The sequence below is a fragment of the Bradyrhizobium sp. USDA 372 genome (assembly GCF_053629095.1).
This window is the reverse complement of record NZ_JBRJHR010000001.1, coordinates 2,438,474-2,460,258: the sequence shown is the minus strand read 5'-3', so window position 1 is coordinate 2,460,258 and position 21,785 is coordinate 2,438,474. Positions and strand designations below refer to the sequence as shown.

The following is a 21,785-nucleotide window of genomic DNA, read 5'->3' as shown; positions in this document are numbered from 1 at the left end:
GAAGACGAGGAGGACGACGTGAAGCAATTGATCCCCGTACCCGTGCGCAGGCAGCTTCGAGGCTGGCTCAACAGCGCGAAGAACACGCCCTTCGCGGTCGATCTCCTCGAATTGCGCAGATGGCAGATCGCCCGGAAGGATGTCGGCGTCAACGCCGCACCGCGCAACAATCCGCGCCGTCTCCTGGTGCTGCCCTCCGATCCCTGGAGCATTCATCAGTCGCGCGGCGACGAGGCCATGATCGAGGCGGCCGCCGGAGAGATGAAGCGGGCCTATCCGGACCTCGAGATCTACATCGTCACCGCCACCGCGGCGGCCAGCGCCGACGTCCGCGTCATGGGCTTCAAGCCGCTCGAGCTCTGGAAGCAGCCGTTTTCCTATGAGACGGTCGCGCAGGAGCTCTCGATCATCCGTCCCGATTTCGGCGTCATCCTGGGCGCCGACGTGCTCGACGGCTATTATTCTCCGGTGGATGCCGCCCGCATGCTGCTCGTCGCCGACCTGATGGCGGCGTTCGGCGCCAAGGTCAGCGTGCTCGGCTTCAGCTTCAATTCCCGTCCCGCGAAGGCGCTGCGCGAGGTGTTCCGGCTGATCGATCCGGGTGTGGTCCTCAATCTGCGCGATGCGATTTCGCTCCGGCGTTTCGACGACTTCGCCCGGAAGCGCGCCCGGCTCGTGGCGGACGCGGCGTTCATGCTGACGCCGCGAGCGGACACCGCCGCAGTCAAGGCAATCGCGGCCACGATCGCGCGACAGCGTGCGCAGGGTCGCAAGGTCTTCGTCTTCAACATTCACCCGATGCTGTTCAAGAAGCCGGAGCCGGCCAAGCTGCGGAAGATGATTGAGCTCGCGGCGAGCGCCATGGAGCGGCTGTCGCGGCAGCACAATGTAAGCTGGGTGCTGCTTGCACATGACTACCGCCCCGAGATCGCCGACGACAATTGCCTGCGGCCGCTGGCCGACCGGCTCAAGCCCACGCTCGGCGAACACGTGCACCATGTCGAACAGACGCTGTCGGCGGGCGAGATCAAGGCCGTCGTCGGGCTGGTCGACGGCGTGATCACCGGCCGCATGCACCTCGCCATTGCGGCGCTCGGACAGGGAACGCCTGTCGCCGCGATCACCTACCAGGACAAGTTCCAGGGCCTGTTCGCGCATTTCGGCATCAGCGAGCAGCTGCTGCTCTCGCCGGCCCAGTTCCTCAACGGCGACAGCTTCGAGCAGTTTGTGGGGCACTTCCTCGGTGCCTTTGAGGCCGCCGGCGACCAGGTCCGCCAGGCGCTGCCTGATGTTATGGAGCTGTCGCGTGCCAATATCGCACCGTTACTCGGCGATAGCGCGATCCGGATGGCAGCGAAGGCCGACGGCAAGGTGGCCTGAACGCCTCCTAAGCGCGATGCGATTAGGATCAATCGTCATCGCGCTTTAGGCGTCAGTTGACCGCCCGCTCGGTATTGTCGAAGCGCAGGGCCGGTTCGGCTGCCTGAGCCTTGCGCGGCGACGCGACGCCGATATCGGCCCAGCGATTGATCAGGCGCCGCGCCGGATTTTCGAAATAGGCGTAGGTACGGTCCGCGATGACGGTGAGGACTACGCAGCATGCCAGGGCGAACAGGCCGAACTGGTCCGGGCGCAGCTCGAGCCAGGTCCATAGCGGCTTGAACACGGCAATGAGGATGGCGTCGTGCAGCATGTAGATCGCGTATGAGGTGTTGCCGAGCCGTCCGAGCAGCCGCGCGCCGGGAAATTCCTTGAAGGCGCTTTCGCCAACCGCGGTGAGCAGGATGGCACAGGAGAACAGCAGAATGGCCAGATCCGGCTTGGCGAAGACGTTGAGCACGAGCACGGAGAGCCCGAACACGGCGATGCCGGCGAACACGACCGGCTTGTGCCGGTAGGGCCCTGACATTCGGAATAGGATGGCGAGCAGGATGCCGTTGAGGAAGCTCGGCAAGGCGCGCAGCATGCCGTAGTCGAAATTGGCGCCGTACATCTGCGACCGCTCCTGCCAGATCGGCAGATGGCCGTGGGCAAGGACCAGATAGAGCGCCGCCACGATGACGCCGAGCACGACCGGCTGGACCTTGCGCGCCAGCAGCATCAGGAGCGGAAAGATCAGATAGCAGAAGAATTCCGCGCTGATCGACCATGATGGCGAGTTGAAGCTGAGATGGTTGGTGACGCCCCAGGCCTGGAGCAGCAGCAGGTTGTAGAGGAAGTCCAGCGGGGTTGATCGCGCCGTGCGCTCGAGGCCGACGCCGATCAGCACCACGAAGACGAGCAGGCTCAACAGGTGCAGCGGATAGATCCGCGCGATGCGTCGGATCATGAACCGGGAATAGGCCCTGACACCACGCGCGTCGGACGGGTAGGAGTAGGAGATCACGAAGCCGGACAGGATGAAGAACATGTCCACGAACAGGCCGAAGGACCCGTTCCAGGCCGGCGAGATGCCCGGGTCGATCATCTTGAGATGAAAGATGAAGACGCCGAGGGCGGCAACGAAGCGATAAAAGTCGAGGACGACGAAACGTCTTGCTTCACTGGCTTCCATCGGGCCTCGGAGTCCTTGCGCGGGTCGTCTGTCTTCTAGAGACGAATTGTGACGCAAGTTCGCAGGGCGCGGCGCCGTCGCGGCCATCCGTCCGAATTCATGCGGCCCATCCAATAGCGGATGGCTGTCAGCTCTCTGCTCATCATTGAGGCAGGCGCCCTGCAAACGAACAGGGGGCCGGAACATGGTCCCGGCCCCTGCGATGTCGATGCCCGCTTGGGCAAATGGCGCCCAGCTCAGACGAACAGGAAATCGTGGCTCGTCAGGTTCGAGACATAGACGTTCTTCAGCAGGATCGTGTCGTTGGCCGAGAACGTGATGAGCGCGTTCGTGCCGGACTGCGTCATCTGCAGGTGGCTGTAGTCTGCGGCCAGGAGCTTCGAGATCTGGATCACGTCGTGGCTCGTGCCGTCGCCGGCCTGGAAGTTCAGAACCTGGTCCTGGCCGTGATCGTAGGCGATCGTGGTCGAGCTCGGCGCGGCCGAGAACACGTCGTTGCCGGACCCGCCCTGGATCGTCACGCCGGCAGCGACCGCCGTGACGTTGTGGGTGCCGTCGGTCTTGGTCTGATCGAAGAACTGCAATGCGCTGGCGCTGTTGTAGTTCTCGTGCTGCGTCGTGCCGGTCTGTCCGTTGAAGTTGAACAGGAACACGTCCTTCGTGCCGTCGGCATTGTTGGCGATCTCCTGGGTCTTGACGCCGGCACTGTTGTAGATGTCCGTCAGCTTGCTGCCGTCGTTGTGGATGACCTGGGTATAGTCCAGCGTGCCGTCGGCGTGGGTCCGGGTGAGCTCGACCAGCTTGCCCGAGGCGTCGAGGTGCTGATGCTGGGTGGTGTAGGACTGCCCGGTGACGTTGTAGTTCCAGTTGTCCGACGTGCCGTCGGCATTCTTGATGTAGGCCGCGGTCTTCACGCCGGCGGTGTAGACCGTCGTGGAATTGTAACCGTCGCTCTTGGTCGTCACCTCGCTGGTGATGACGCCGTTGGCATCGTACCAGTCCGAGGTCTTGGTGCCGTCCGCGCTCTGCACCAGCTTGAAGGCCAGGCTGTTGTCGGCGTGGGTGCGCACGATGTTGGTGAGGAAGCCGGTCGTATCGTAGGTGTCGTGCTCGTTGGTGTAGTTCTGGCCGACGACGTTGAACTGGAACACGTCCTTGGATCCGTCGGCGTGATAGTCGGTCTCGGTCTTCTTGACGCCTGATGCATCGTAGTTGGTGACGACGCTGCTGCCGTCGCTGTTCACCACCTGGGTGTAATCGAGCGAGTTGTCGGCATGCCAGCGGATCACCTCCGTCGTCCGGCCGGCCGGATCGAGGTGCTGATACTGCGTCGTATAGGTCTGGCCGGTGATGTTGTAGCTGTAATTGTCGTGGCTCATGTCGGCGTTGGTGATGTAGGCCGCGGTCTTCACGCCGTTGGTATAGACCGTGGTCGAGCTGTAGCCGCTCGGCTTCTCCAGCACCTCGCTGGTGAGCACCCCGTTTGCGTCGTACCAGTCCGTCGTCTTGGTCCCGTCGCTGCTCTGCACCAGCTTGAACGCCATGCTGCCGTCGGCGTGCTTGCGGATCAGCGTGGTGAGGAAACCGCTCGCGTCGTAGATGTCGTGCTCGGTCGTGTAGCTCTGGCCTTTGATGTTGAAGAGGAAGACGTCCTTGCTGCCGTCGGCGTGGAGATCGGCTTCCTTGATGCGCGTTCCCGCCGCATCGTAGTTGGTGACGACGCTGCTGCCGTCGACGTTGATCACCTGCGTATAGTCGAGCGTGCCGTCGGCATGCTTGCGGGTCACTTCCGTGATCTTGCCCGTGGGATCGACGTGCTGGATCAGCGTGGTGTAGCTCTGGCCGGTGATGCCGAAGGCGTAGTTGTCCTGGCTGCCGTCGGCGGTTCTTGACGTAAGTGTTGGTCTTGACGCCGTTGCTGTAGACGGTGGTGGACATGGTGCCGTCGGCTTTCTGCACCACCTCGCTGGTGAGGGTGCCCGCGGCATTGTACCAGTCGGTCGTCTTGGTCCCGTCGGGCGTCTGAACCAGCTTGAAGGCGAGGCTGCCGTCGCTGTGCAGGCGCGTCAAATTGGTGAGGAAGCCGGTCGAGCTATAGACGTCGTGCTCGGTCGTGTAGTTCTGGCCCTTGATGTTGTAGGTCCAGACGTCCTTGCTGTGATCGGCATGATAGGTGGTCTGCACCAGCTTGACGCCGGTGGCGCTGTAGGTGGTGATCACGCTGCTGCCGTCGCTGTTGTAGACCTGGGTCGAGTCCAGCGTGCCGTCGGCGTGGCTGCGGGTCACCGAGGTGACCTTTCCGGAGGCATCGAGGTGCTGCACCTGCGTGGTGAAGCTCTTGCCGGTGATGCCGTAGGTGTAGTTGTCCTGCGAGCCGTCGGCATTCTTGACGTAGGCGGCGGTCTTCACGCCGTTCGTGTAGAGCGTGGTGGAGTAATAGCCGCCGGACTTCTGCACGACTTCGCTCAGCAGCGTGCCGGCCGTGTTGTAGGTGTCGGTGGTCCGGGTCCCGTCGGTGGCGATGTGGACGAATTTCGTCTGCACGCCCGAGGTGTAGCTGATCAGGTCCTTGGAGCCGTCGGTGTAGGCGACGGTGGTCGAGGTCGGCTGCCCGTTCGAATTCAGGCCGGTGTCCGCCTTCGACACAAGCGTTCCGCTGGCGTTGTAGGTCTTCGTGCTGCTCCAGGTCGCGGCCGTATTCGTCACCGAGAACGAGTAACCGCCCTGGATCTTGGACAGGGCGCTGCCGTAATGGGAGATGATGTAGTCCATGGTCGCCTTCGAGGCGACCGGCAGGACGTGCGAGTCGGTCAGTGTGATGCTCTGCAGCGCCGTCGACTTGCTGAGGTCGGACAGTTGCGGCACGATCTCGGCCGCCGTGCCGGTGACGCTGGTCCGCGTGTCCGGCGGCGTCGGCGTGGTCGCTGGCGCGTCGATCTCGATGATCAGCGGGTGGTCGCTGACCGGAATCGTGATCGAGCTGACGTCCGTATAGCTGGCGATCGCAGTGGTGCCCGTCAGCGTGTCGTACACCTTCACGGTATGATGGACGGCGCCGAGGTTCACCGTGACCGTCTGGGCCGCATTGGACAGCTCGGTATCGGTGGCGTCGTTCCAGAGCTTGGGCTCGGCCCAGACGACGAGCTCGTAGGCGCCGTTGCTCTTGCCGAGCACCATGCTGTTGCCGGTGGCCGGCATGTTGCTCAGGGTGTAGTTCAGTGGGTCAGTCGGCTGCAGGCCGCCCTTGCCGTCGTCGGCCAGAATGGTCGTCAGATTGTGAATCGCCGTCGCGGCGAGCTTGGGCGTGCCGTCGGAATTGAACAGTCCGAAGTTCGCTTCCGGGTTGGTGTTGGCGGCCGAGGAGTCGCGGTCGAACAGCTCGTAGAGATAAGTCGCGCTGACGCCGGCCTTGTAGGCATCGACCAGCGTGTTCAGGATCGATTTGGCCTGCACCGTCTCGTTGACGCCGAGATATTGGGTGTTGGCCTGCGTGGTATAGCCGGTCTCGGTGATGACGACGGGTTTTCCCGGTGCCGCGGTCATGACGGCGCTGAGCGTTGCCGCGATGGAGCTGTCGGTGGTCAGGCTGGTGCTGACATAGGCGTGGGCGTTGGCATAGTCGACCGAGCCCGACATGTCGCCGAGCTGCTTGTAGCCCTGTGGATCGTTGTAGGCCAATGACAGATTGTAGACGGGGATGCTGGCGAGCGTGGCGTTGGAATTGACGGCCTGATAGAGCGCGCTCTGGAACTGGGCCGCGGCCGAAAGGCTGGAGCTGCCATTGTAGCTGAAGGGCTGGTGATTGGCCTCGTTGAGCCCCTCGATGGCGCTGATGCTGCCCGCATGGCTCGATGCGAATTTCTGCAGCGAGGCGATGTAGTTCTGCAGCCCGACCGTGCCCGTCTGCGGCAAAGCGGACGAAACCAGGAAATCGAACTTGTAACCGGCGGCAGCGAGGCCCTCGACCACCGGTTGCGCAGCCGGGCTGGTTCCCATCGCGTCGCGAAGATGGGTGACGCCGAGATATTTGAGGTCATCGACCATCAGCGCGAGATTGTTGTAGCCGGTCCACCCGAACCCGGCATGCGTGTTGACGCCGATGGAGTTGATGAAGCCGCTGGCAGACAGGATTGTTTGATCGGACATTGCCCACTCGAATTTCAGCGCGAACGAAATTGCTCGCAGGGATTTGCGTTCAACCTTCTCTGTCGAGTGTGAATTTCAGATAAAAATGGAAGCTACAAATCGCGAGTGAAACGCGGTTCCTTGCGTAGGAACAGATCGACTCGAGTCGCAGCAGAATGCTTGATGCGATGCCCGTGCAGCGTGGCGTCACGAAGGCGCTTTCAAGATTTTCATGATCTGCGTTGCTGAATATATGCGCATAAGATCCGAGATCGTAGGATTGCACAGCGCGCCGGCAGCCATGCCGCCTTCATGGGCGGGTAAGTTGATGCATTTTAACGCACTGGTTGTGACCGTATTTTCCCGGGTATTGGTGCCTCGGCTCCCGGGGAAAGGCTGACGGTCTCGCGAGGGAACTGGATCGGCTCGGCTCAAGCATCGGCTTGACCATCCGCAAGGTCCGGCAAGAAGCGATGCGTGCCGCCGATTAACCGCGGCGGGCCAGCATCAGAAAGTCTCCGCGCCATCCGACGATCGCCGTTGCGATCGCGGCGATCATGATCTTGCCCGCGAGCCAGGCCGCCGGCTCGGTCGGCATCGCGCCGAGCGATCCGATCAGGACCGCTGCCGCCAGCGCCTGCACGACCAGGGACCAGCGCGGGAATGCCTCGAACCGCAGCGTCGGGCCGAGCGCGACCAGGATCGTCGCGAGCGTGGCGAGGCAAGCGCAGCCCACTGCCTGTCGCGGCGACAGGCCGGCCCATGTCGCGGCCAGCGCGAGGGCGGCGACGATGGCGAGCTGGCCGGCCGCAACGACCACGAGCCTCGTCGCGCGCTTCTCCAGGTGCGGAACGACCGCGACGGTCGCCTGGAGATGCGTGTGCAGGAAATAGAAGACGGCGACAACAGGTGCCGTCGTCAGGAAGCCATCAAGGCTCTCCCGCGGCACCAGGATACGGGCTGCATCCGGAATGAAGCCGATCAGGCCGCCGAGCAGCACGAGTGTCGTGCAGACCATGAATTCGAACATCCGCCGCGCCGATTGAACCGACTTCATGACGGTTCCGCGTTCGAAGTCCTTCACCACATCGGGATAGCTCACGGTGTGGATCGCTGCATTGAGGACCCAGAACGGGCGTTGCAGCAGGTCGAGCGCGATCGAAAATCCGGCGCCGGCTCCCGTCGCGCCCAGCCGGCCGATGATGATGAAGCGGAGCAGCACCGGCACCGACAGATGGATGACGGACGCACCCGCCGCCAGCATGCCGTAGCGGGAGAAATCCTTCCAGTCGGCCAGCACCCTCCGCAGCGGTACGCGCTCCAGGGGTGTGCGATAGGCCAGCAGCCCGGTGAGCAGGCCGAGCGCGTGGCCCGCGCCGACGCCGAGCAGCGCCGCCTCGGCCGTTCCCCAAATCGCGGCTCCCGCGGCGGCCCCGGTCAGGAGAGCGGTGGCGCGAAACGCCAGAAGAGAGGAGGCGATGCCCAGTCGGTCGGACAGACGGACCGACAGGAAATAGAGGTCGGTCAGGCCCTGAAGCACGGAGATGCCGAGGCCCAGCGCGATGATCCCGGCCGGGAGCACGCTGGCCAGCGATGTGCAGCTGCCGACCACGACGAGCGCGGCCGCGCTCGACAGGCCTGCGGCGAAGAGCGACCACCTCAGCCGCGCCGCCTCGTCCTCCCCGGCTGCTGCCAGAAAACGCAATCCGGCGAGCTGCAGCCACTCGAACATCAGGACGCAGAGCAATTGGCTCGAGGCCAGTGCCAGCGAGAAATTGGTGTAGTCGGCGGCGGGCAACAGGTGACTGATCGCGAAGATCAGGATGATCGCCGCGGCACTCTGATAGAGGTAGCCCGCCATCGCGAAGAGGCGTGTCATCTCGGAATGAGGCGTTCCTTGCCGACGGCCCGCGGCGCTTTGGTTGCCGAGCGCATGCGCGACATCCGCTGCTCGCGCAATTGCTCATACAGAGTCTTGTAGGATGACAGCACGTCGGCAAATATCCATTTGTTGGTATCCGCGATCAGGCGCCGGCTGATCTCGTCGATCTTGTGCGGATCAGACGCGACTGCCAGCATGCTGTCGGCCAGGGATTGCGGATCGGCATCGGTCAGCCAGCCCGTCACGCCGTGCTCGATGACCTCGGGCATGCCGCCAAAGCGCGTTCCGAGCAGCGGCCTGCCGGCCGCCTTGGCATCTGCCACGACGAGTGGACCGGGGTCGTGCCAGATGGATGGCGCGACCACCACGTCGACCTGCTGGTAGAAATCGTCCGGCGCCACGAAGCCCATGAACTCGATGCGCGCATGCGGCGCGAGCGCCCTGAGGCGGCGTTGCTCCTCCTCGCTGACCCGGCCGGCGATCATCATCCGGATGCGGTCGGGGGGCAGCATGGCAAGGGCATGCATCAGGTTGTCGATGCCCTTCTCCTCGGTGAGGCGGCCGATGAACCCGAACGTCACTTCCGAGGTGCAGACCGGGCGAGGATAGGGCTCGCGCGGCGGCTCGGTCGAGGCGTTGCGGATCACGGTGCGGATCGGCGTCTCCGCGAACATGCCCATATCGGTATGGATCGACAGCACGCGCTCGCTCACGCCGACCACGGCGCTCAGCCAATGCGTCGCCCGCTTGCGATGAAAGGTCAGGATCCCGCAGCTCGTGCAGGTGTGCTCGCAGGAGCGTCCCTTGTCGAAGCGAGAGCAGCGCGGGCAGGTCAGATAATAGTCGTGAAGCGTATGCAGCACCGGCACGCCGAGCTGGGCGGCGACGCGCCAGATCGCGGTGGTGAGACCCGACAAATTGTTGGAGTGCAGCACGTCCGGCTTGAAGGCCCGGATGCGTTCCGCGATCACCGGCGCCTCAATCTGCCAGTCGTCGACCGCATGCCAGATGCTGCGCAAGACGGTGTTCTTCTGCTCGGTGAAGGGCCGATAGATGTTCTGGACCGGCGCGGAATAGACGTTGATGCCGTTGCAGCTTTCGCGCTCCTCCCCATGGGAGGACGCGGCCCGGATCACCTCGACCTCGTCTCCGCGCTGCGCCAGGCCCTCGGCGAAGCGCCGCGCGAAGATCTCCGCACCGCCAACGATCTTCGGGGCCTGAGGCGTCGGATAAAGCGTGGACGTCAAAAGAACTTTCATGGCGAACCTCATGTCTTGCAAAAATCGCGCTTACCGCGCCGGTCTTATCTCCAGGGAGGGCATGGCACCGTTGCTTGCTGCAATGAGAACCGGCGTGCTCGAAACCGGAATCCAGGCTCCGGACGCAGGTCTTGCGGCCGAGTCGCACGGCAGCGCAAACGTTGCGCCTTCCTGATCGCCCTTGAGCCGGATCTCGTAACGCCGGTCGGGAGCCTCGGACCAGACCGCAACTCTGGCGCCGGACGTCGTCGTTGCATTGATCGACACGACGCCGCTGGCGAGCTCGCGCTTCTCGGCGCTCAGGCTGGAGCGGATGAAGGCCCAGGCGCCCTGGACCGCGCAGGCGACGGGCTTCGGCGAATTGTCGAAACGGTAGAGCCCGAAATTGTGCTCCAGCTCCGATGGATTCTGCCCGCTGTCCTTGAGCTCGTAGAGCCAGATGCCTTTGAGCCAGCGCGCCGCGGTCGACGCCCACAGGATGAGCTGCGCACTATTGTCGGCTTGGGCCTGCTCGCTGACGCCGCATTTGTTGCTGGCCGTGGTCCATCCGGTCTCGGTGACATAGACCGGGAAGTCGGGGTTTCCGCTCGCCTGGCCGACGAGGCGGTGAAACGCCGTGAGCCGCTCGATGATCTCGGCCGAGGTCCGTTTGCTCGGGCCCATGCAGAAATTATAGAGATGGATCGAAGCGCCGTCGGCATACTGCAGAATGCCGGTTCGCAGCATCTTCTCCGTCCACGCCCAGCCCAGATCGTCACCGAGGGCGCCGACCAGGAATGGCGCATTCGGCGCCGCGCGCTTGACCGCAGGTCGCGCGACTTGCGCCAGCGCCAGATAATTTTCCGGCGAGAATGCGGCATCTTTCTTTGCCGCCAGATTCCACTCGTTCCAGAGCTCGAACAGGGGATGCTGCGCCACGACGGATTGCGCCGCCGCTGCCGCATAGTCGGCGAACCGCTGCCGCGCCTCATCGGTCGTCGGCGGCGAGGAATTCGGAACGAGATGATGGCCGAAGGCGAGAATCAGCAGCGGACGCGCAATGCCGGATCTGACCTGCGCCTCGAGCCGGCCCAGCCTGGGCGTGAAGCCCATCCGGCGTCCCGCCGTTTCGAAATCGGACCAGGGGAAATCGTCGCGGAAGGCGTTGAGGCCGAGTTGCTTGATCTGGGCGATGTTCTCCGCAGGCACGTATCCCCGCGCGCTCACCGGCCCGCCCAACCCCTGATGGGTGCCGACGCCGAGCAGGAATCGGGCGTCGAGCGGTTGAGCGCAGGCGGGGACCGACAGAACAATGACCGAGATGAGGCCCGCGAGGCGAAGGACATTGTCGCGAAGCAACGTGCGTGGGCGTGTCATGGTCTAGATCATGCTCACGCGCGATGCAGGGGCAGTGACATTATTCGAGAGCATCGCCATCGCGATCTCCCGCATCTGCTAGGGCAAGCGTGCATGTTGATCATCAGAAATTCTTGGAGAGGTCCGACTGCAGCCCCGCCTTCGCTTCGACGGGCGTCTGGTCGTCCCGAAGCAGCTCGGCATAGACCTGCTGCAATTGTGCATGCGTCTTCTCGACGTCATAGAGCTGCTTGAAGCGGTCGTAGCCGCGCTGTCCCAGCACCTTGAGGTCGAGATCGAGTGCTCGCCGGAAGCCGTCGACGAGCGGCTGCACCGCGACGGGCTCGCAAAGCACGCCGGTGACGCCGTCGACGACGATTTCGGGCAAGGCGCCGCTGCGGAATGCCAGGATCGGCTTGGCCGCGCGCATCGCTTCCAGGGCGACGAGGCCGAAGGCTTCCCATCGTGACGGAATCACGACGAGATCGGCTGCCTCGAGCTGGGTCTCGATGGTCGGCCGGTCCAGCCAGCCCAGCAGGGACACGTTGGGCGGGACCGCCGGGCCTTCATACTTGTTGACGACGGAGGCGCCGATCATGCGGATGTCGAGGACGTCCTCGAGCGCGCGCGCCGCTTCGATCAGGAGATCGAAGCCCTTCTGCCGATCCAGGCGTCCGATGAACAGCACCTTGACCTTCTTGGAGGTCCAGTCCGCCGAGACGGGCTGCGGCGTGCGGCTCTTCGAGATGCCGTTGTGGACCAGGGTGAGGCGGTCGGCAGGAATTCCCGCGCGCAACGCCTCGCTATGCTCGTCGCCGGAGATGCAGATGATTCGGTCCGACGTGCGCGCAAGCAGGTTCTCCGCCGCCTTGGTCAGCACGTGACTGAAGCGGCCGGTCTCGCGCGAAAATGCCCAGCCGTGCGGACAATAGACGACGCGCGGTCCGCCCGAGCGGGCTGCCAGCGCGGGCCGGAGCACGAGCCCCGCAAAGGACGAATGCAGGTGCACCACGTCCGGTCTGAAGGCATCCAGCGCTTGCATGCTTGCACGCAACATCTGGAATAGGCCGGCGACGCTGCGGCCGGATCGCTCGAATGTCGTAATCTGGTTGTCATCGACCGCGCCGAGGTCGACCCGATGATCCGACGGCACGACATAATGCACGTTCTCGGCACCGAAGCTGGCCTGCTGCTGAGGATGCAACTCGTTCAGATAGCTCGCGATCCCGCCACGGATCGTTTCGGCGATGTGCAGCACTTTCATCGTTTGCCTTGCATAGGGCCGCGTTGGAGAGCCGGACATCTGTATCCCTGTTCTGTGTTCGCTAGTGCGAAACACAGTTCCTCGAATACGTAGCGATATTGGGGCAGGGATGTGGTCATGTTGCGCCAAGGCGCTCGTGCTTGCGATCGCCGCAAGAACGAAGAAGAAGTTTCATGGAACCGTGCTGAGAGACGCGAGTTGCAAATCGTTTGTGCAAAAACCATTGCGCGCGATAGGCGAACCGCGCCGCGTTTCACGCAGCGCTGGCGACGTTCGCCGGCGCCGCGAGGTGATCGAGCAACGCCTTCGCCGATTTCTTCCACGAATAGAATGCAAGACGATCCTGTTGTCGCCTGCGTTCCTGCTCAGAGATCGCGCCGATTGCCAGTCTTTCGAGCATGAGCTGCTTCAGTGCTTCGGCATCCGTGGCGCCAAAATACGCAGCCGCGTCGCCGCACGTCTCCACGACGGCGTCGGCCGTCGAGGCGATCACCGGGCAGCCGAAGATCATGGCTTCGAGTGGCGGGACACCGAATCCCTCGTAGAGCGACGGAAACACGAAGGCCGATGCGTGCGCATAAAGTGCGGCAATCTCGCTGTCGGTCAGGCGGCCGGCCAGCAGCAGGCCGGAAACCCCTTCGCCGGAATGATCCTGAAAGACCTTGCTGTTGTCGCCGCCGACGATGACCAGGGGAACGTCAGCCCGGTCGAGCAGCTGGATGGCACGGATCGCGACGGACAGATTCTTGTTCTTGGTTTTCGAGCCCACGAACAGGAAGAACTTCTGCGGCCGGACGCCAAGTCGGGCCAGAATGCCGGGATCGGGCTTCGTGGCCGCAAAGTGTTCGGCACTGTTGGGGAAGATCGGAATGCGCGATGCCGAGAGATTCAGCACATCCGCAAGCTCCTTGCGTGAAAATCCCGATACCGTTGCGATGCTTGCGTGCCGGGCGAGCATCCGACCCATCGTGCGATGGACGGTCAGATAGCGCCAATTGAAGAAGTCGGGCCTGCGAAAGACCTGGGCGTCGTGAATCACGACAATGTGGTCGCGATGGAAGACGGGCCCGGAATTGGCCAGGCTGATCAAGCGGCCTCCGGCGGCGGCGCGGGCGAGATCGACTTGATCCCACGCGTGCCCATGCAACCGGCCGACGGCGCGAATCTTGATCCGGTCGAGATGAAGTTCCTCGCTTGCATCCGCAGGCTTCAACAATTGCCAGTCTGCGTTGCGCAGCACGGCCGGAATCTGCTCCGACGCGAGCAGCCCGTCGATCGCCTTGACCATTTCGGCGGCATAGCGCTGCACGCCCGTGAGCTTTTGCGACAGAAAGCGGCCGTTGATGAAGAATTTCAATTGAGGACCACGATGGTTCATGGAGTCCCGGCCGGGTTCGCGGGGAGCTCGCGGTGGAGGAGCCGCACGTGAGCAATCGTTAGGTACAGAAATATGACGCAGCCCGGCATGGCTCGGAGGCGCCGCCTGCATGGCCGGCGTCGCCTTGCTGCGTGCCAGGGCGGGGTGTAGAGGTCGGCAATGACCGACGACACCCACTCCTTTCGCAGCGGCTCGCTCACCGCGACCGTCAAGGCGCACGGCGCCGAGCTCTGCTCGCTGAAGGGCGGCGGCACCGAATTCCTTTGGCAGGCGGGGCCGGAATGGCCGCGTCACGCGCCGCTGCTGTTTCCGATCGTCGGGCGCCTTGCCAACGACGAATTGCGGCACCAGGGCAAGACGTATCGGATGACGCAGCACGGCTTTGCCCGCGACAGCCGCTTCGTGTGGGCAGAACGCGGCGAGAGCCGCTGCACTCTTGTGCTCGAGGACAACGAGACGACGCGCGCGCTCTATCCATTCCCGTTCCGGCTCACGGCGGCCTATGCGATCGATGAGTCCGGCCTCGATCTGACGCTCACGATCGCCAATACCGGCAAGGAGACGTTGCCGGCGTCGATCGGCGGTCATCCCGCCTTCAATTGGCCGCTGCAGCCCGGCGCGGCCAAGGAGAGCTATGCACTGACCTTCGCGAGCGCCGAATCGTCTCCGATCCGCCGTCTGGAAGCTGGATTGCTGCGCCCCGTGGCGGAGCCGAGCCCGGTCAAGGGCACGTCGCTTCCCTTGTCGGATTCCCTGTTCGTCGACGACGCCGTCATCTTCGACCGCATCGAGAGCCATTCGGTCCGCTATGCCGCGACGGGCGGTGCATCAACCGGACCTTGGCTGAAAATGTCCTGGCGCGGATTTCGCGAGCTCGGCGTCTGGTCGAAACCGTCAGGCGCGCCGTTCCTCTGCATCGAGCCCTGGCGCGGCTATGCAAGTCCCGCCGGCTTCCAGGGCGACTTCACCGACAAGCCGGGACTGATGCACATCGCGGCCGGCGCGGAAGAGCAACTATCGTTCCGCATCGAGGTCGGATCGTCCTGAGGCCGGCGAGCTGATCGACGATGCCTAGACCTCGATGCGCGTGAGATCCTCGCCGAGCACGACCGGTCCTGCATAGTCCCGCCTGACGTCATCGAGCAATGCGGTCAGCATGGCGTCGTCGGTGCGCGGACGGTGATGGGTCAGCGCGAGCTTCTTGACGCCGGCCTTGGCCGCGATCTTCCCGACGGTGTCGCCGCAGGCGAGCGTGTGTTTCGCAAGCCGGCGGAAGTGCTCGTTGTTGATCTCGGGCGTTGCGAGAAAGCAGACCTGGACCAGCAGGTCGGCGCCTTCGGCCAGGCGCTCCAGCCCCGGGCAAGGGACCGTGTCGCCGGAAATCGCAATGACCTTGCCCTCGGCCTCGAAGCGATAGCCGAGACACATCCAGCGCGCCAGGAAGGCCGGCGACATGTCGAGACCGTCGCCATGCGAGACCAGTTCGGCGCTGATCTTCCAGCGACCGGTATCGAGAAGGGGACCCGGCACGATGTCCGTTGCGGCGACAGGCTTCCAGCCGCCGAAGGTCGGCTCGCCCTGGTCGCGCCAGGCGATGTCCTTGTCGTAGACCTGCGTGACCAGCGTGTTGACGAGCCGCTCGGTGTCCGGCGGTCCATAGATGCGCAGCTCGTCCTTGCGCCCGTGCATCCACGAATTCAGCATCACGTCGTAGAGATCGCCGATGTGGTCGAAATGGTGATGGGTGAGGAAGACCGTGTTGATGGCGCCGAGCGGCACGCCCGCCTTGTGAAGCTGCACCATGACGCCACGGCCGGCGTCGAACAGGATGTTCTCCTCGCCAAGCCTGATCAGCGTGGTCGTCGCCATGCGACGCGGGTCTGGACGTGGGCCGCCGGTGCCGAGCAGTATGACCTCCATGGGCCTACTCCAGCGTGAAGCCTGTCGACCTGATCACGCTGCCCCAGCGGTCGTAATCGGCCTTGATGATATCAGAGAACTCTGCGCGCGTATCAGCGACGACGCCGACATCGAGGGCGGACAGCAACCGGCGCACGGCGGGATCAGCCAGCACGCCGCGCAGATTGCCGTTGAGCTTGTCGAGGATCGGCCCCGGCGTCTTGCCTGCTGCGAAGAATCCGTACCAGAAGTCTGCGGATTCGATGGCGCCGAGACCAAGCTTGAGCTCGGCGAAAGTCGGCACGTCAGGCAGGCGCGGCGAGCGGCTTGCGCCGGTGATCGCAAGCAGCCGGATCGTGCCGGCCTTGTACTGTTCCATCAAGCTAGCGGTCGTGTCGAACGTCGCCTGGATCGTGCCGCCCAGCAGATCCGTGAGGGCGGGCGCCGAGCCGCGATAGGGCACGTGGGCCATTTCGATGCCGGCCGCCTGGTTCAGCATGACGCCGAGGAAGTGCGAGGGCGTGCCCGCGCCGAGCGAGCCGAAATTCATCCGCTCCTTGTTGGCGCGCGCGTAGGCGAGGAAGTCCGCGAGACTGGCCGTGGGCAGTTTTGTGCTGACGGCCAGCGCGAACTGGAACGTGCAGAACCTGCTGATGGGCGCGAGATCGACCAGCGGATCGAAGGGCAGGGACTTGAAGATGAACGGGTAGAACGCGGTCGCGACGATCGGTGCGGACAACAATGTCGAACCGTCAGGCTCGGACCGGACCACCGCTTCGGCGGCGATGCGGCCTGCTGCGCCCGGCTTGTTCTCGACGATGGCGGGTAGCCCGGTCTGCTCCCGCAGCTTGTCGGCGATGATGCGACTCATCGCATCGAGCCCGCCTCCCGCCGGAAAGCCGACGACGATCTTCGTGGTTCTTTCCGAGGTCTGTGCGCCGGCTCGGGTGGCGAGCGCGGCGGCGGCTCCGCCGACGGTCCAAAGAATTGCGCGCCGCGTTGCGCGTTGCGTGCTGATGGTCATCATGGCTCCGAGATCGTGTCGGGCCATACAGTAGATTCCAAGTTGGCGGCGAAGCAAGCCGCGCGCGCCGCTCGGGGTAGGTGGCGTTTTTCCGAAGCCGAAGGCCCTCTTTACGTTGGGCGACTATGTCCGGAGCTGGGTGGCTCGACGGACCTTCGCCCGTCCGGATATGGCCGGCGCGATGGTGCGCGGGATGAGAATTGTGGGCCAATTCATACTAAATACGTTGAGACCATGACCAATATTGTTTGCGCGTCACAACGCGCCTAGTATTGCGGCAGGCAATTTCGGGGGCTCGAACAGGCTGTGAATGTCCGTTCACATGACAGCGCGACGCGCAGCGACTTGAATTCGCAGGTCGGATCATCCAGGACCGTGACGGTTTCCGCACGTCAGGAATCGCGTCCGGCCGGCCGCGAGCGGCTGATCGTCGTCGAGGACGATCCGGTGACACGGACCATGCTGGTCGACTATTTCAGCGACAACAATTTCGATGTGGTCGGCGCCGGCTCCTGCACGGAGTGCCGTCAGGCGCTGCGCGCGCGCACTGATCTCGTCTTCCTCGACGTGCAACTGCCCGACGGCGACGGCTTCGAGCTCGCCAAGGAGATCCAGGCCGCCGGCAACGTGGGCATCATCTTCGTGACGCGGCGCGACACCGACGTCGACCGCATTCTCGGCCTCGAGGTTGCCGGCGACCATTACGTCACCAAGCCGATCAACCTGCGCGATCTGCTCGCGCGTGCGCGCAGCGTGCTGCGGCGGCGCTCGATCGATCGCAAGGCGGCGCGCAACCACAATTCGATCGCCTTCGGCGACTGGATCATCGACCTGACCCGGCGCGAACTGCTCGGCAACGACGGCAAGCCGGTGGCGCTGACGCGCGCCGAATTCGACCTGCTCGCGGCGCTCGTCGGCGCCGACGGCAGGCCGCTCAGCCGCGACTATCTGATCGAGGTCGTCAGCAACCGCCAGGCCGACGTCGACATCCGCACGGTCGATGCGCTGGTGGCGCGACTGCGCCGCAAGCTGGTCGGCAGCGGCACGCCCGTGATCGCGACCGTCACCGGCGTTGGCTACAAGCTCGCGCTCAGCGAGCGGCTCTAGAGCAACAGGACATCGCCGTCAGCGCGATGCAACGCGCTTCCAACGTGCTTCGATGCGCGCCTTGATCTGGCTGACCCTCGCCTCGTGGGCGGCCCAATAGGCGCGGCTGGCGGCTGCGGTGCCTTGACGATAGCTGGCATAGACGGCTTTGGGCTGCACCGGCATCTTCGGGCGGCTCGCCCGTTTTGCGGGCGCCGCAGCCGCGGCCGCAACGGCAACTGCAGGCGCCGGATCCGGAGCAGCCGCAGCTTCGGCGCCTGCCGGCATCGCGCTCATCGCGAGAAGCCGGTTGCGGGCCCGGTTGCAATAGACCTGCGACCGCCCGGTCATCTCCTCTTCGCCATGACCCGCCCGGTATTTCATCAGGGCGCGGCAGAGGTCCCCGCCCGAAAGACGCCAGGCCTGACTGAGATAAAGCACCCCGTAATGGATGTTGACGTCGGGTTCGGCCAGCTCCGCGTTGCTGCCGTGGAAGCCCAGCATCGCCGCCGTCTCGGGGCGCACCTGCATCAGGCCGATTTCGCCCGCGCCGCCGATGATTGCCGGGTTGTAGCCGCTTTCGACGAAGACGATCGCCTCGGCGATGTCGGCCGGCAGATTGGTGCTTTTGGTTTCCCGCTCGATGATCTTCCGGATCATCGCGCGCGACGACGGCGTTTCGCCGGCGCCGAGCTCGGTCCCCCCGTCGCCCGCGAGCGCGCCGATCGGAGCCGACACGAGCAGGACGACCGCGATATGCCTCCATGTCGCGCCGAGATTGAAGCGTGCCCGATCCCACAGCATGGGCTTGTCATAGAGCTCCGGAGTTAACAAACCGGCCTCTGGCGCGTCTGTCACTGCCGCGCGCGGGCGCTCTGGTCGGTGGGTCTGGCCTGCGATGGCTCGGCCAGCTGGTCATCGACCGCATAGAGCGTGCAACTGGGCGACCATTTCATGCAGGCCGCCAGCGAGTCGCGCCGGGCCTCTCCAGTCGTCGCACGGCCGGTGCGCCAGCCGTAGCCGCCGTTCGGCGACACCGCAAAGGCCTTGTGCGGCAGCAGGCTGGCGAGATAGCGCGCGAACTCGGCCCGCGCGGCCTCGCTGAGCTGGGGCGGTGGCGGCAGCGGATCGGGCAGGCTCAGGAGTTCACGGCCGAGCCCGCGCTCGCGCAGGAAGGCGTCGAGATACGGTGTCCATTGCGGCCGGCCCGCGACCGAATAGAGATAATGGCCGTCGTCGCCGTAAGCCGGCGCCGCCACGAACCTCGCATTGCCGCCACCGGCGCGAAACCCGTCATGGAGGCGGCGCGCGAGATCGGGACCGAAATAGGAATCGTTGCTCGCATAGACCCACAGCATCGGCACGCGCGAGCTCTTGCCGAAGGTGGCGAAGGCCTGCACCAGCCCGTCCTCGTTGCAGACATCGTCGTCGTCGCGCGAGCCGCGGCCGCCGGCGAAGTTGATCGCGGCGACGAGACCGGGCGGGGCCTGCGCGCTCAGCGCCACCGTGGCAAGGCCGCCGGCGGAATGGCCGGCCGCGATCATGCCCGAAATCGTGACGTCGCCCCGGTGCGCCATCGCATCGATCGCGGCGCGCAGATCGGCAACTGCGACGGCGGCCGCCGGCAGGTACGCCGCCTTTGCGCAACCGCCGACGCTGTCGACGCGCCCGCCGGGCGAGGTGCCGTAGCCGCGCCGCATCACGATCAGCGCCGCAAAGCCGCGCCGGGCGTATTCCAGCGCAATGCCGTAATATTTATGCGCCGACATCGCCGCGCGGTCCTCGAACTTGCGCGGCGAGCCGTGGCTGAGCAGCGCCAAGGGATAGCGCTTCGTCCCCGCAGGTCGGACCAGGAAGGCCTCGAGCCCCTGCGGTCCGGCCTCCGCCATCGGGATGCGAAGGTCCTCGGTGTAGAACTCCGCGGCGCGCGCCGGTGCACCGGCCAGGGTGAGGGCAGCGATCAGCACGAGCAGCTTGCGCGAAGGGATCATGAGACGATTCGACGGGTGGTGGTGCCGAGCATAGCACGAACCCGCTGCACCACCTTCGCTACCCCCAAGGAACGCCTTCCCCCTCGCGCGTGTTGTGCCCTTGGCGGGGGCCGGGCCGATGCTATGGTGTCCCGCACTCACGACAGGACGAGGATATTTCAGTGGCAGAAGTCGATCCCGCGGCGGGCAAGCAGGCCTCGCCGGACGTGCTCACCAATATTCCGCGGCTGGTGACGGCCTATTTCGCCAACAGACCGGATGCATCGGATCCGGCGCAGCGCGTGGCGTTCGGCACGTCGGGCCATCGCGGTACCTCGTCTAAGAACACCTTCAACGAAGGCCACATCCTCGCGACCACGCAGGCGATTTGCGATTACCGGAAGGAGAAGGGCCTGACCGGCCCGCTCTTCGTCGGCATCGACACCCATGCGCTGGCCGAGCCGGCGCTGGTCAGCGCCATCGAGGTGTTCGCCGCCAACGGCGTCGAGGTCATGATCGACAAGGACGGCGGCTACACGCCGACGCCGGTCATCTCGCATGCGATCCTCACCTACAACAAGGGCCGCACCAGCGGCCTCGCCGACGGCGTCGTCATCACACCCTCGCATAATCCGCCCGAGGACGGCGGCTACAAATACAATCCGCCCCATGGCGGCCCGGCCGATACGGACGTGACGGGCGTCGTCGAGAAGCTCGCCAACGCCTATCTCGCAGGCGACCTCGAGGACGTGAAGCGCATCGACTATGCCAAGGCGCGCAAGGCCGCGAATGTCCACGCCTACGACTTCGTCACGCCTTACGTCGCCGATCTCGGCAATGTCGTCGATCTCGACCTCGTCAAATCCGCCGGCGTCAAAATCGGCATCGATCCGCTCGGCGGCGCCGCCGTGCATTACTGGCATCCGATCATCGAGCGCTACGGCCTGAAGGCCACGATCGTGAACGAGGCGATCGACCCGACCTTCCGCTTCATGACGGTGGACTGGGACGGCAAGATCCGGATGGACTGCTCCTCGCCTTACGCGATGGCGAGCCTGATCGGCATGCGCGACCGCTTCGACGTCGCCTTTGCCAACGACACCGACGCCGATCGCCACGGCATCGTCACGCGCACCGGCGGGCTGATGAATCCGAACCATTACCTGGCGACGGCGATCTCCTACCTGTTCGCGCACCGTCCGGACTGGGGCAAGGATGCCGCGATCGGCAAGACCGTGGTGTCGAGCTCGATCATCGACCGCGTCGCCAAGAAGCTCGGCCGCAAGCTGGTGGAGACGCCGGTCGGCTTCAAATGGTTCGTCGACGGCCTCGTCACCGGCGGCTTCGGCTTCGGCGGCGAGGAGAGTGCAGGGGCCTCGTTCCTGCGCCGCGACGGCGCGGTGTGGACCACCGACAAGGATGGCGTCATCCTCGGCCTGCTCGCTGCCGAGATCATGGCCAGGACCGGCCGCGATCCCAGCCAAATCTTTGCCGAGCTCACCGCCGAGTTCGGCATGCCGCACTACGCGCGCATCGATGTCGCCGCCACCGGGCCGCAAAAGAACATCCTGAAATCCGTCACGCCGGAGCAGCTCGGCCTCAAGGAGCTCGCCGGCGATCCGGTTCGCGCGACGCTGAGCAAGGCGCCCGGCAACGGCCAGCCCTTCGGCGGCATCAAGGTCGAGACCGATTTCGGCTGGTTCGCCGCGCGGCCGTCCGGCACCGAGGACGTCTACAAGATCTACGCCGAAAGCTTCCGCAGCCCCGAGCACCTGAAGCGGATTCAGGAAGAAGCTCAGGCGGGGTTGGCGAAGGTGTTCGCGGCGTAGCTCCCCGGCGCAAGCGCCCCTCTTACCCTCCCTTGGAGTCCCTTGAGGGTGGGCCGCGTGCCCGCTTGGACCGCAGTCACCGCCGTCATTCCCCGCGAAGGCGGGGAATCCAGTACTCCGCGGCGGTCATTGGTTCAGGCAATTTCCGCTGCGGAGTACTGGGATCGCCCGCCTTCGCGG

17 protein-coding genes are annotated in these 21,785 nt (G+C 64.7%); 6 read left to right on the top strand and 11 right to left on the bottom strand.

Annotation, left to right across the window (positions count from 1 at the left end):
- The first annotated feature begins 18 nt into the window (after window positions 1-18).
- On the top strand, window positions 19-1,380 hold the full coding sequence (locus AB7M16_RS11765; protein ID WP_439364407.1) for a polysaccharide pyruvyl transferase family protein: 1,362 nt from the start codon (window positions 19-21) through the stop codon (window positions 1,378-1,380).
- Between the two features lie 52 nt (window positions 1,381-1,432).
- Here the strand turns inward: AB7M16_RS11765 and AB7M16_RS11760 are convergent, their stop codons facing one another.
- Complete coding sequence (locus AB7M16_RS11760; RefSeq protein ID WP_453943978.1) at window positions 1,433-2,554, bottom strand: acyltransferase family protein; 1,122 nt, start codon at window positions 2,552-2,554, stop codon at window positions 1,433-1,435.
- Between the two features lie 236 nt (window positions 2,555-2,790).
- Window positions 2,791-4,542 (bottom strand): hypothetical protein, encoded by a 1,752-nt coding sequence (locus AB7M16_RS11755; RefSeq protein ID WP_453943977.1) that lies wholly within the window; start codon window positions 4,540-4,542, stop codon window positions 2,791-2,793.
- 782 nt (window positions 4,543-5,324) lie between these two features.
- Here AB7M16_RS11755 and AB7M16_RS11750 point away from each other — a divergent pair.
- Both AB7M16_RS11750 and AB7M16_RS11745 read left to right on the top strand, forming a co-directional pair.
- Window positions 5,325-5,549 carry a hypothetical protein gene (locus AB7M16_RS11750; RefSeq protein WP_453943976.1) on the top strand — a complete coding sequence of 75 codons (225 nt, stop codon included), beginning with the start codon at window positions 5,325-5,327 and terminating at the stop codon, window positions 5,547-5,549.
- A gap of 803 nt (window positions 5,550-6,352) precedes the next feature.
- Complete coding sequence (locus AB7M16_RS11745) at window positions 6,353-6,772, top strand: hypothetical protein (RefSeq protein WP_453943975.1); 420 nt, start codon at window positions 6,353-6,355, stop codon at window positions 6,770-6,772.
- A 394-nt stretch (window positions 6,773-7,166) separates the two neighbouring features.
- On the opposite strand, the gene AB7M16_RS11740 is transcribed toward AB7M16_RS11745, so the two are convergent.
- The 5 genes from AB7M16_RS11740 to AB7M16_RS11720 form a co-directional block, all read right to left on the bottom strand.
- Complete coding sequence (locus tag AB7M16_RS11740) at window positions 7,167-8,558, bottom strand: hypothetical protein (RefSeq protein ID WP_453943974.1); 1,392 nt, start codon at window positions 8,556-8,558, stop codon at window positions 7,167-7,169.
- The gene (locus AB7M16_RS11735; protein WP_453943973.1) at window positions 8,555-9,820 is read right to left on the bottom strand and encodes a glycosyltransferase family 4 protein; all 1,266 of its coding nucleotides are present in this window, start codon (window positions 9,818-9,820) and stop codon (window positions 8,555-8,557) included. Before AB7M16_RS11735 ends, AB7M16_RS11740 begins: the two co-directional genes overlap by 4 nt.
- A gap of 30 nt (window positions 9,821-9,850) precedes the next feature.
- The gene (locus AB7M16_RS11730) at window positions 9,851-11,176 is read right to left on the bottom strand and encodes a hypothetical protein (protein ID WP_453943972.1); all 1,326 of its coding nucleotides are present in this window, start codon (window positions 11,174-11,176) and stop codon (window positions 9,851-9,853) included.
- A 103-nt stretch (window positions 11,177-11,279) separates the two neighbouring features.
- On the bottom strand, window positions 11,280-12,419 hold the full coding sequence (locus AB7M16_RS11725) for a glycosyltransferase (protein ID WP_453943971.1): 1,140 nt from the start codon (window positions 12,417-12,419) through the stop codon (window positions 11,280-11,282).
- A 253-nt stretch (window positions 12,420-12,672) separates the two neighbouring features.
- Entirely contained in the window at window positions 12,673-13,776 is a 1,104-nt protein-coding gene (locus AB7M16_RS11720) for a glycosyltransferase family 4 protein (RefSeq protein WP_260380388.1), read from the bottom strand.
- Between the two features lie 180 nt (window positions 13,777-13,956).
- On the opposite strand from AB7M16_RS11720, the gene AB7M16_RS11715 reads away from it, so the two are divergent.
- Window positions 13,957-14,844: an aldose 1-epimerase family protein gene (locus AB7M16_RS11715; RefSeq protein WP_212259470.1), complete on the top strand. Its 888-nt coding sequence runs from the start codon at window positions 13,957-13,959 to the stop codon at window positions 14,842-14,844.
- A gap of 24 nt (window positions 14,845-14,868) precedes the next feature.
- Here the strand turns inward: AB7M16_RS11715 and AB7M16_RS11710 are convergent, their stop codons facing one another.
- Both AB7M16_RS11710 and AB7M16_RS11705 read right to left on the bottom strand, forming a co-directional pair.
- A complete protein-coding gene (locus AB7M16_RS11710) occupies window positions 14,869-15,717 on the bottom strand; it encodes an MBL fold metallo-hydrolase (RefSeq protein WP_453943970.1) in 849 nt (282 codons plus the stop codon).
- A 4-nt stretch (window positions 15,718-15,721) separates the two neighbouring features.
- Window positions 15,722-16,723, bottom strand: coding sequence for a Bug family tripartite tricarboxylate transporter substrate binding protein (locus AB7M16_RS11705; RefSeq protein WP_453943969.1), 1,002 nt, complete (start codon window positions 16,721-16,723; stop codon window positions 15,722-15,724).
- A 303-nt stretch (window positions 16,724-17,026) separates the two neighbouring features.
- Between AB7M16_RS11705 and AB7M16_RS11700 the strand changes: the two genes are divergently transcribed.
- Entirely contained in the window at window positions 17,027-17,827 is an 801-nt protein-coding gene (locus tag AB7M16_RS11700; RefSeq protein WP_212259472.1) for a response regulator, read from the top strand.
- Between the two features lie 18 nt (window positions 17,828-17,845).
- Here the strand turns inward: AB7M16_RS11700 and AB7M16_RS11695 are convergent, their stop codons facing one another.
- On the bottom strand, window positions 17,846-18,610 hold the full coding sequence (locus AB7M16_RS11695) for a lytic transglycosylase domain-containing protein (protein WP_453943968.1): 765 nt from the start codon (window positions 18,608-18,610) through the stop codon (window positions 17,846-17,848).
- A gap of 50 nt (window positions 18,611-18,660) precedes the next feature.
- Complete coding sequence (locus AB7M16_RS11690; RefSeq protein ID WP_453943967.1) at window positions 18,661-19,797, bottom strand: alpha/beta hydrolase family protein; 1,137 nt, start codon at window positions 19,795-19,797, stop codon at window positions 18,661-18,663.
- Between the two features lie 161 nt (window positions 19,798-19,958).
- On the opposite strand from AB7M16_RS11690, the gene pgm reads away from it, so the two are divergent.
- Entirely contained in the window at window positions 19,959-21,605 is a 1,647-nt protein-coding gene (gene pgm / locus AB7M16_RS11685) for a phosphoglucomutase (alpha-D-glucose-1,6-bisphosphate-dependent) (RefSeq protein ID WP_453943966.1), read from the top strand.
- Window positions 21,606-21,785: the final 180 nt, after the last annotated feature.

What these genes read in the sequence shown, in the direction of transcription:
- AB7M16_RS11760 (WP_453943978.1), bottom strand. Translation starts at nt 2,554, where the DNA reads ATGGAAGCCAGTGAAGCAAGACGTTTCGTCGTCCTCGACTTTTATCGC.
- AB7M16_RS11705 (WP_453943969.1), bottom strand. Translation starts at nt 16,723, where the DNA reads ATGATGACCATCAGCACGCAACGCGCAACGCGGCGCGCAATTCTTTGG.
- AB7M16_RS11710 (WP_453943970.1), bottom strand. Translation starts at nt 15,717, where the DNA reads ATGGAGGTCATACTGCTCGGCACCGGCGGCCCACGTCCAGACCCGCGT.
- AB7M16_RS11695 (WP_453943968.1), bottom strand. Translation starts at nt 18,610, where the DNA reads ATGCTGTGGGATCGGGCACGCTTCAATCTCGGCGCGACATGGAGGCAT.
- AB7M16_RS11740 (WP_453943974.1), bottom strand. Translation starts at nt 8,558, where the DNA reads ATGACACGCCTCTTCGCGATGGCGGGCTACCTCTATCAGAGTGCCGCG.
- AB7M16_RS11755 (WP_453943977.1), bottom strand. Translation starts at nt 4,542, where the DNA reads ATGCCGCGGGCACCCTCACCAGCGAGGTGGTGCAGAAAGCCGACGGCA.
- AB7M16_RS11750 (WP_453943976.1), top strand. Translation starts at nt 5,325, where the DNA reads ATGGTCGCCTTCGAGGCGACCGGCAGGACGTGCGAGTCGGTCAGTGTG.
- AB7M16_RS11735 (WP_453943973.1), bottom strand. Translation starts at nt 9,820, where the DNA reads ATGAAAGTTCTTTTGACGTCCACGCTTTATCCGACGCCTCAGGCCCCG.
- AB7M16_RS11715 (WP_212259470.1), top strand. Translation starts at nt 13,957, where the DNA reads ATGACCGACGACACCCACTCCTTTCGCAGCGGCTCGCTCACCGCGACC.
- AB7M16_RS11690 (WP_453943967.1), bottom strand. Translation starts at nt 19,797, where the DNA reads ATGATCCCTTCGCGCAAGCTGCTCGTGCTGATCGCTGCCCTCACCCTG.
- AB7M16_RS11730 (WP_453943972.1), bottom strand. Translation starts at nt 11,176, where the DNA reads ATGACACGCCCACGCACGTTGCTTCGCGACAATGTCCTTCGCCTCGCG.
- AB7M16_RS11725 (WP_453943971.1), bottom strand. Translation starts at nt 12,419, where the DNA reads ATGAAAGTGCTGCACATCGCCGAAACGATCCGTGGCGGGATCGCGAGC.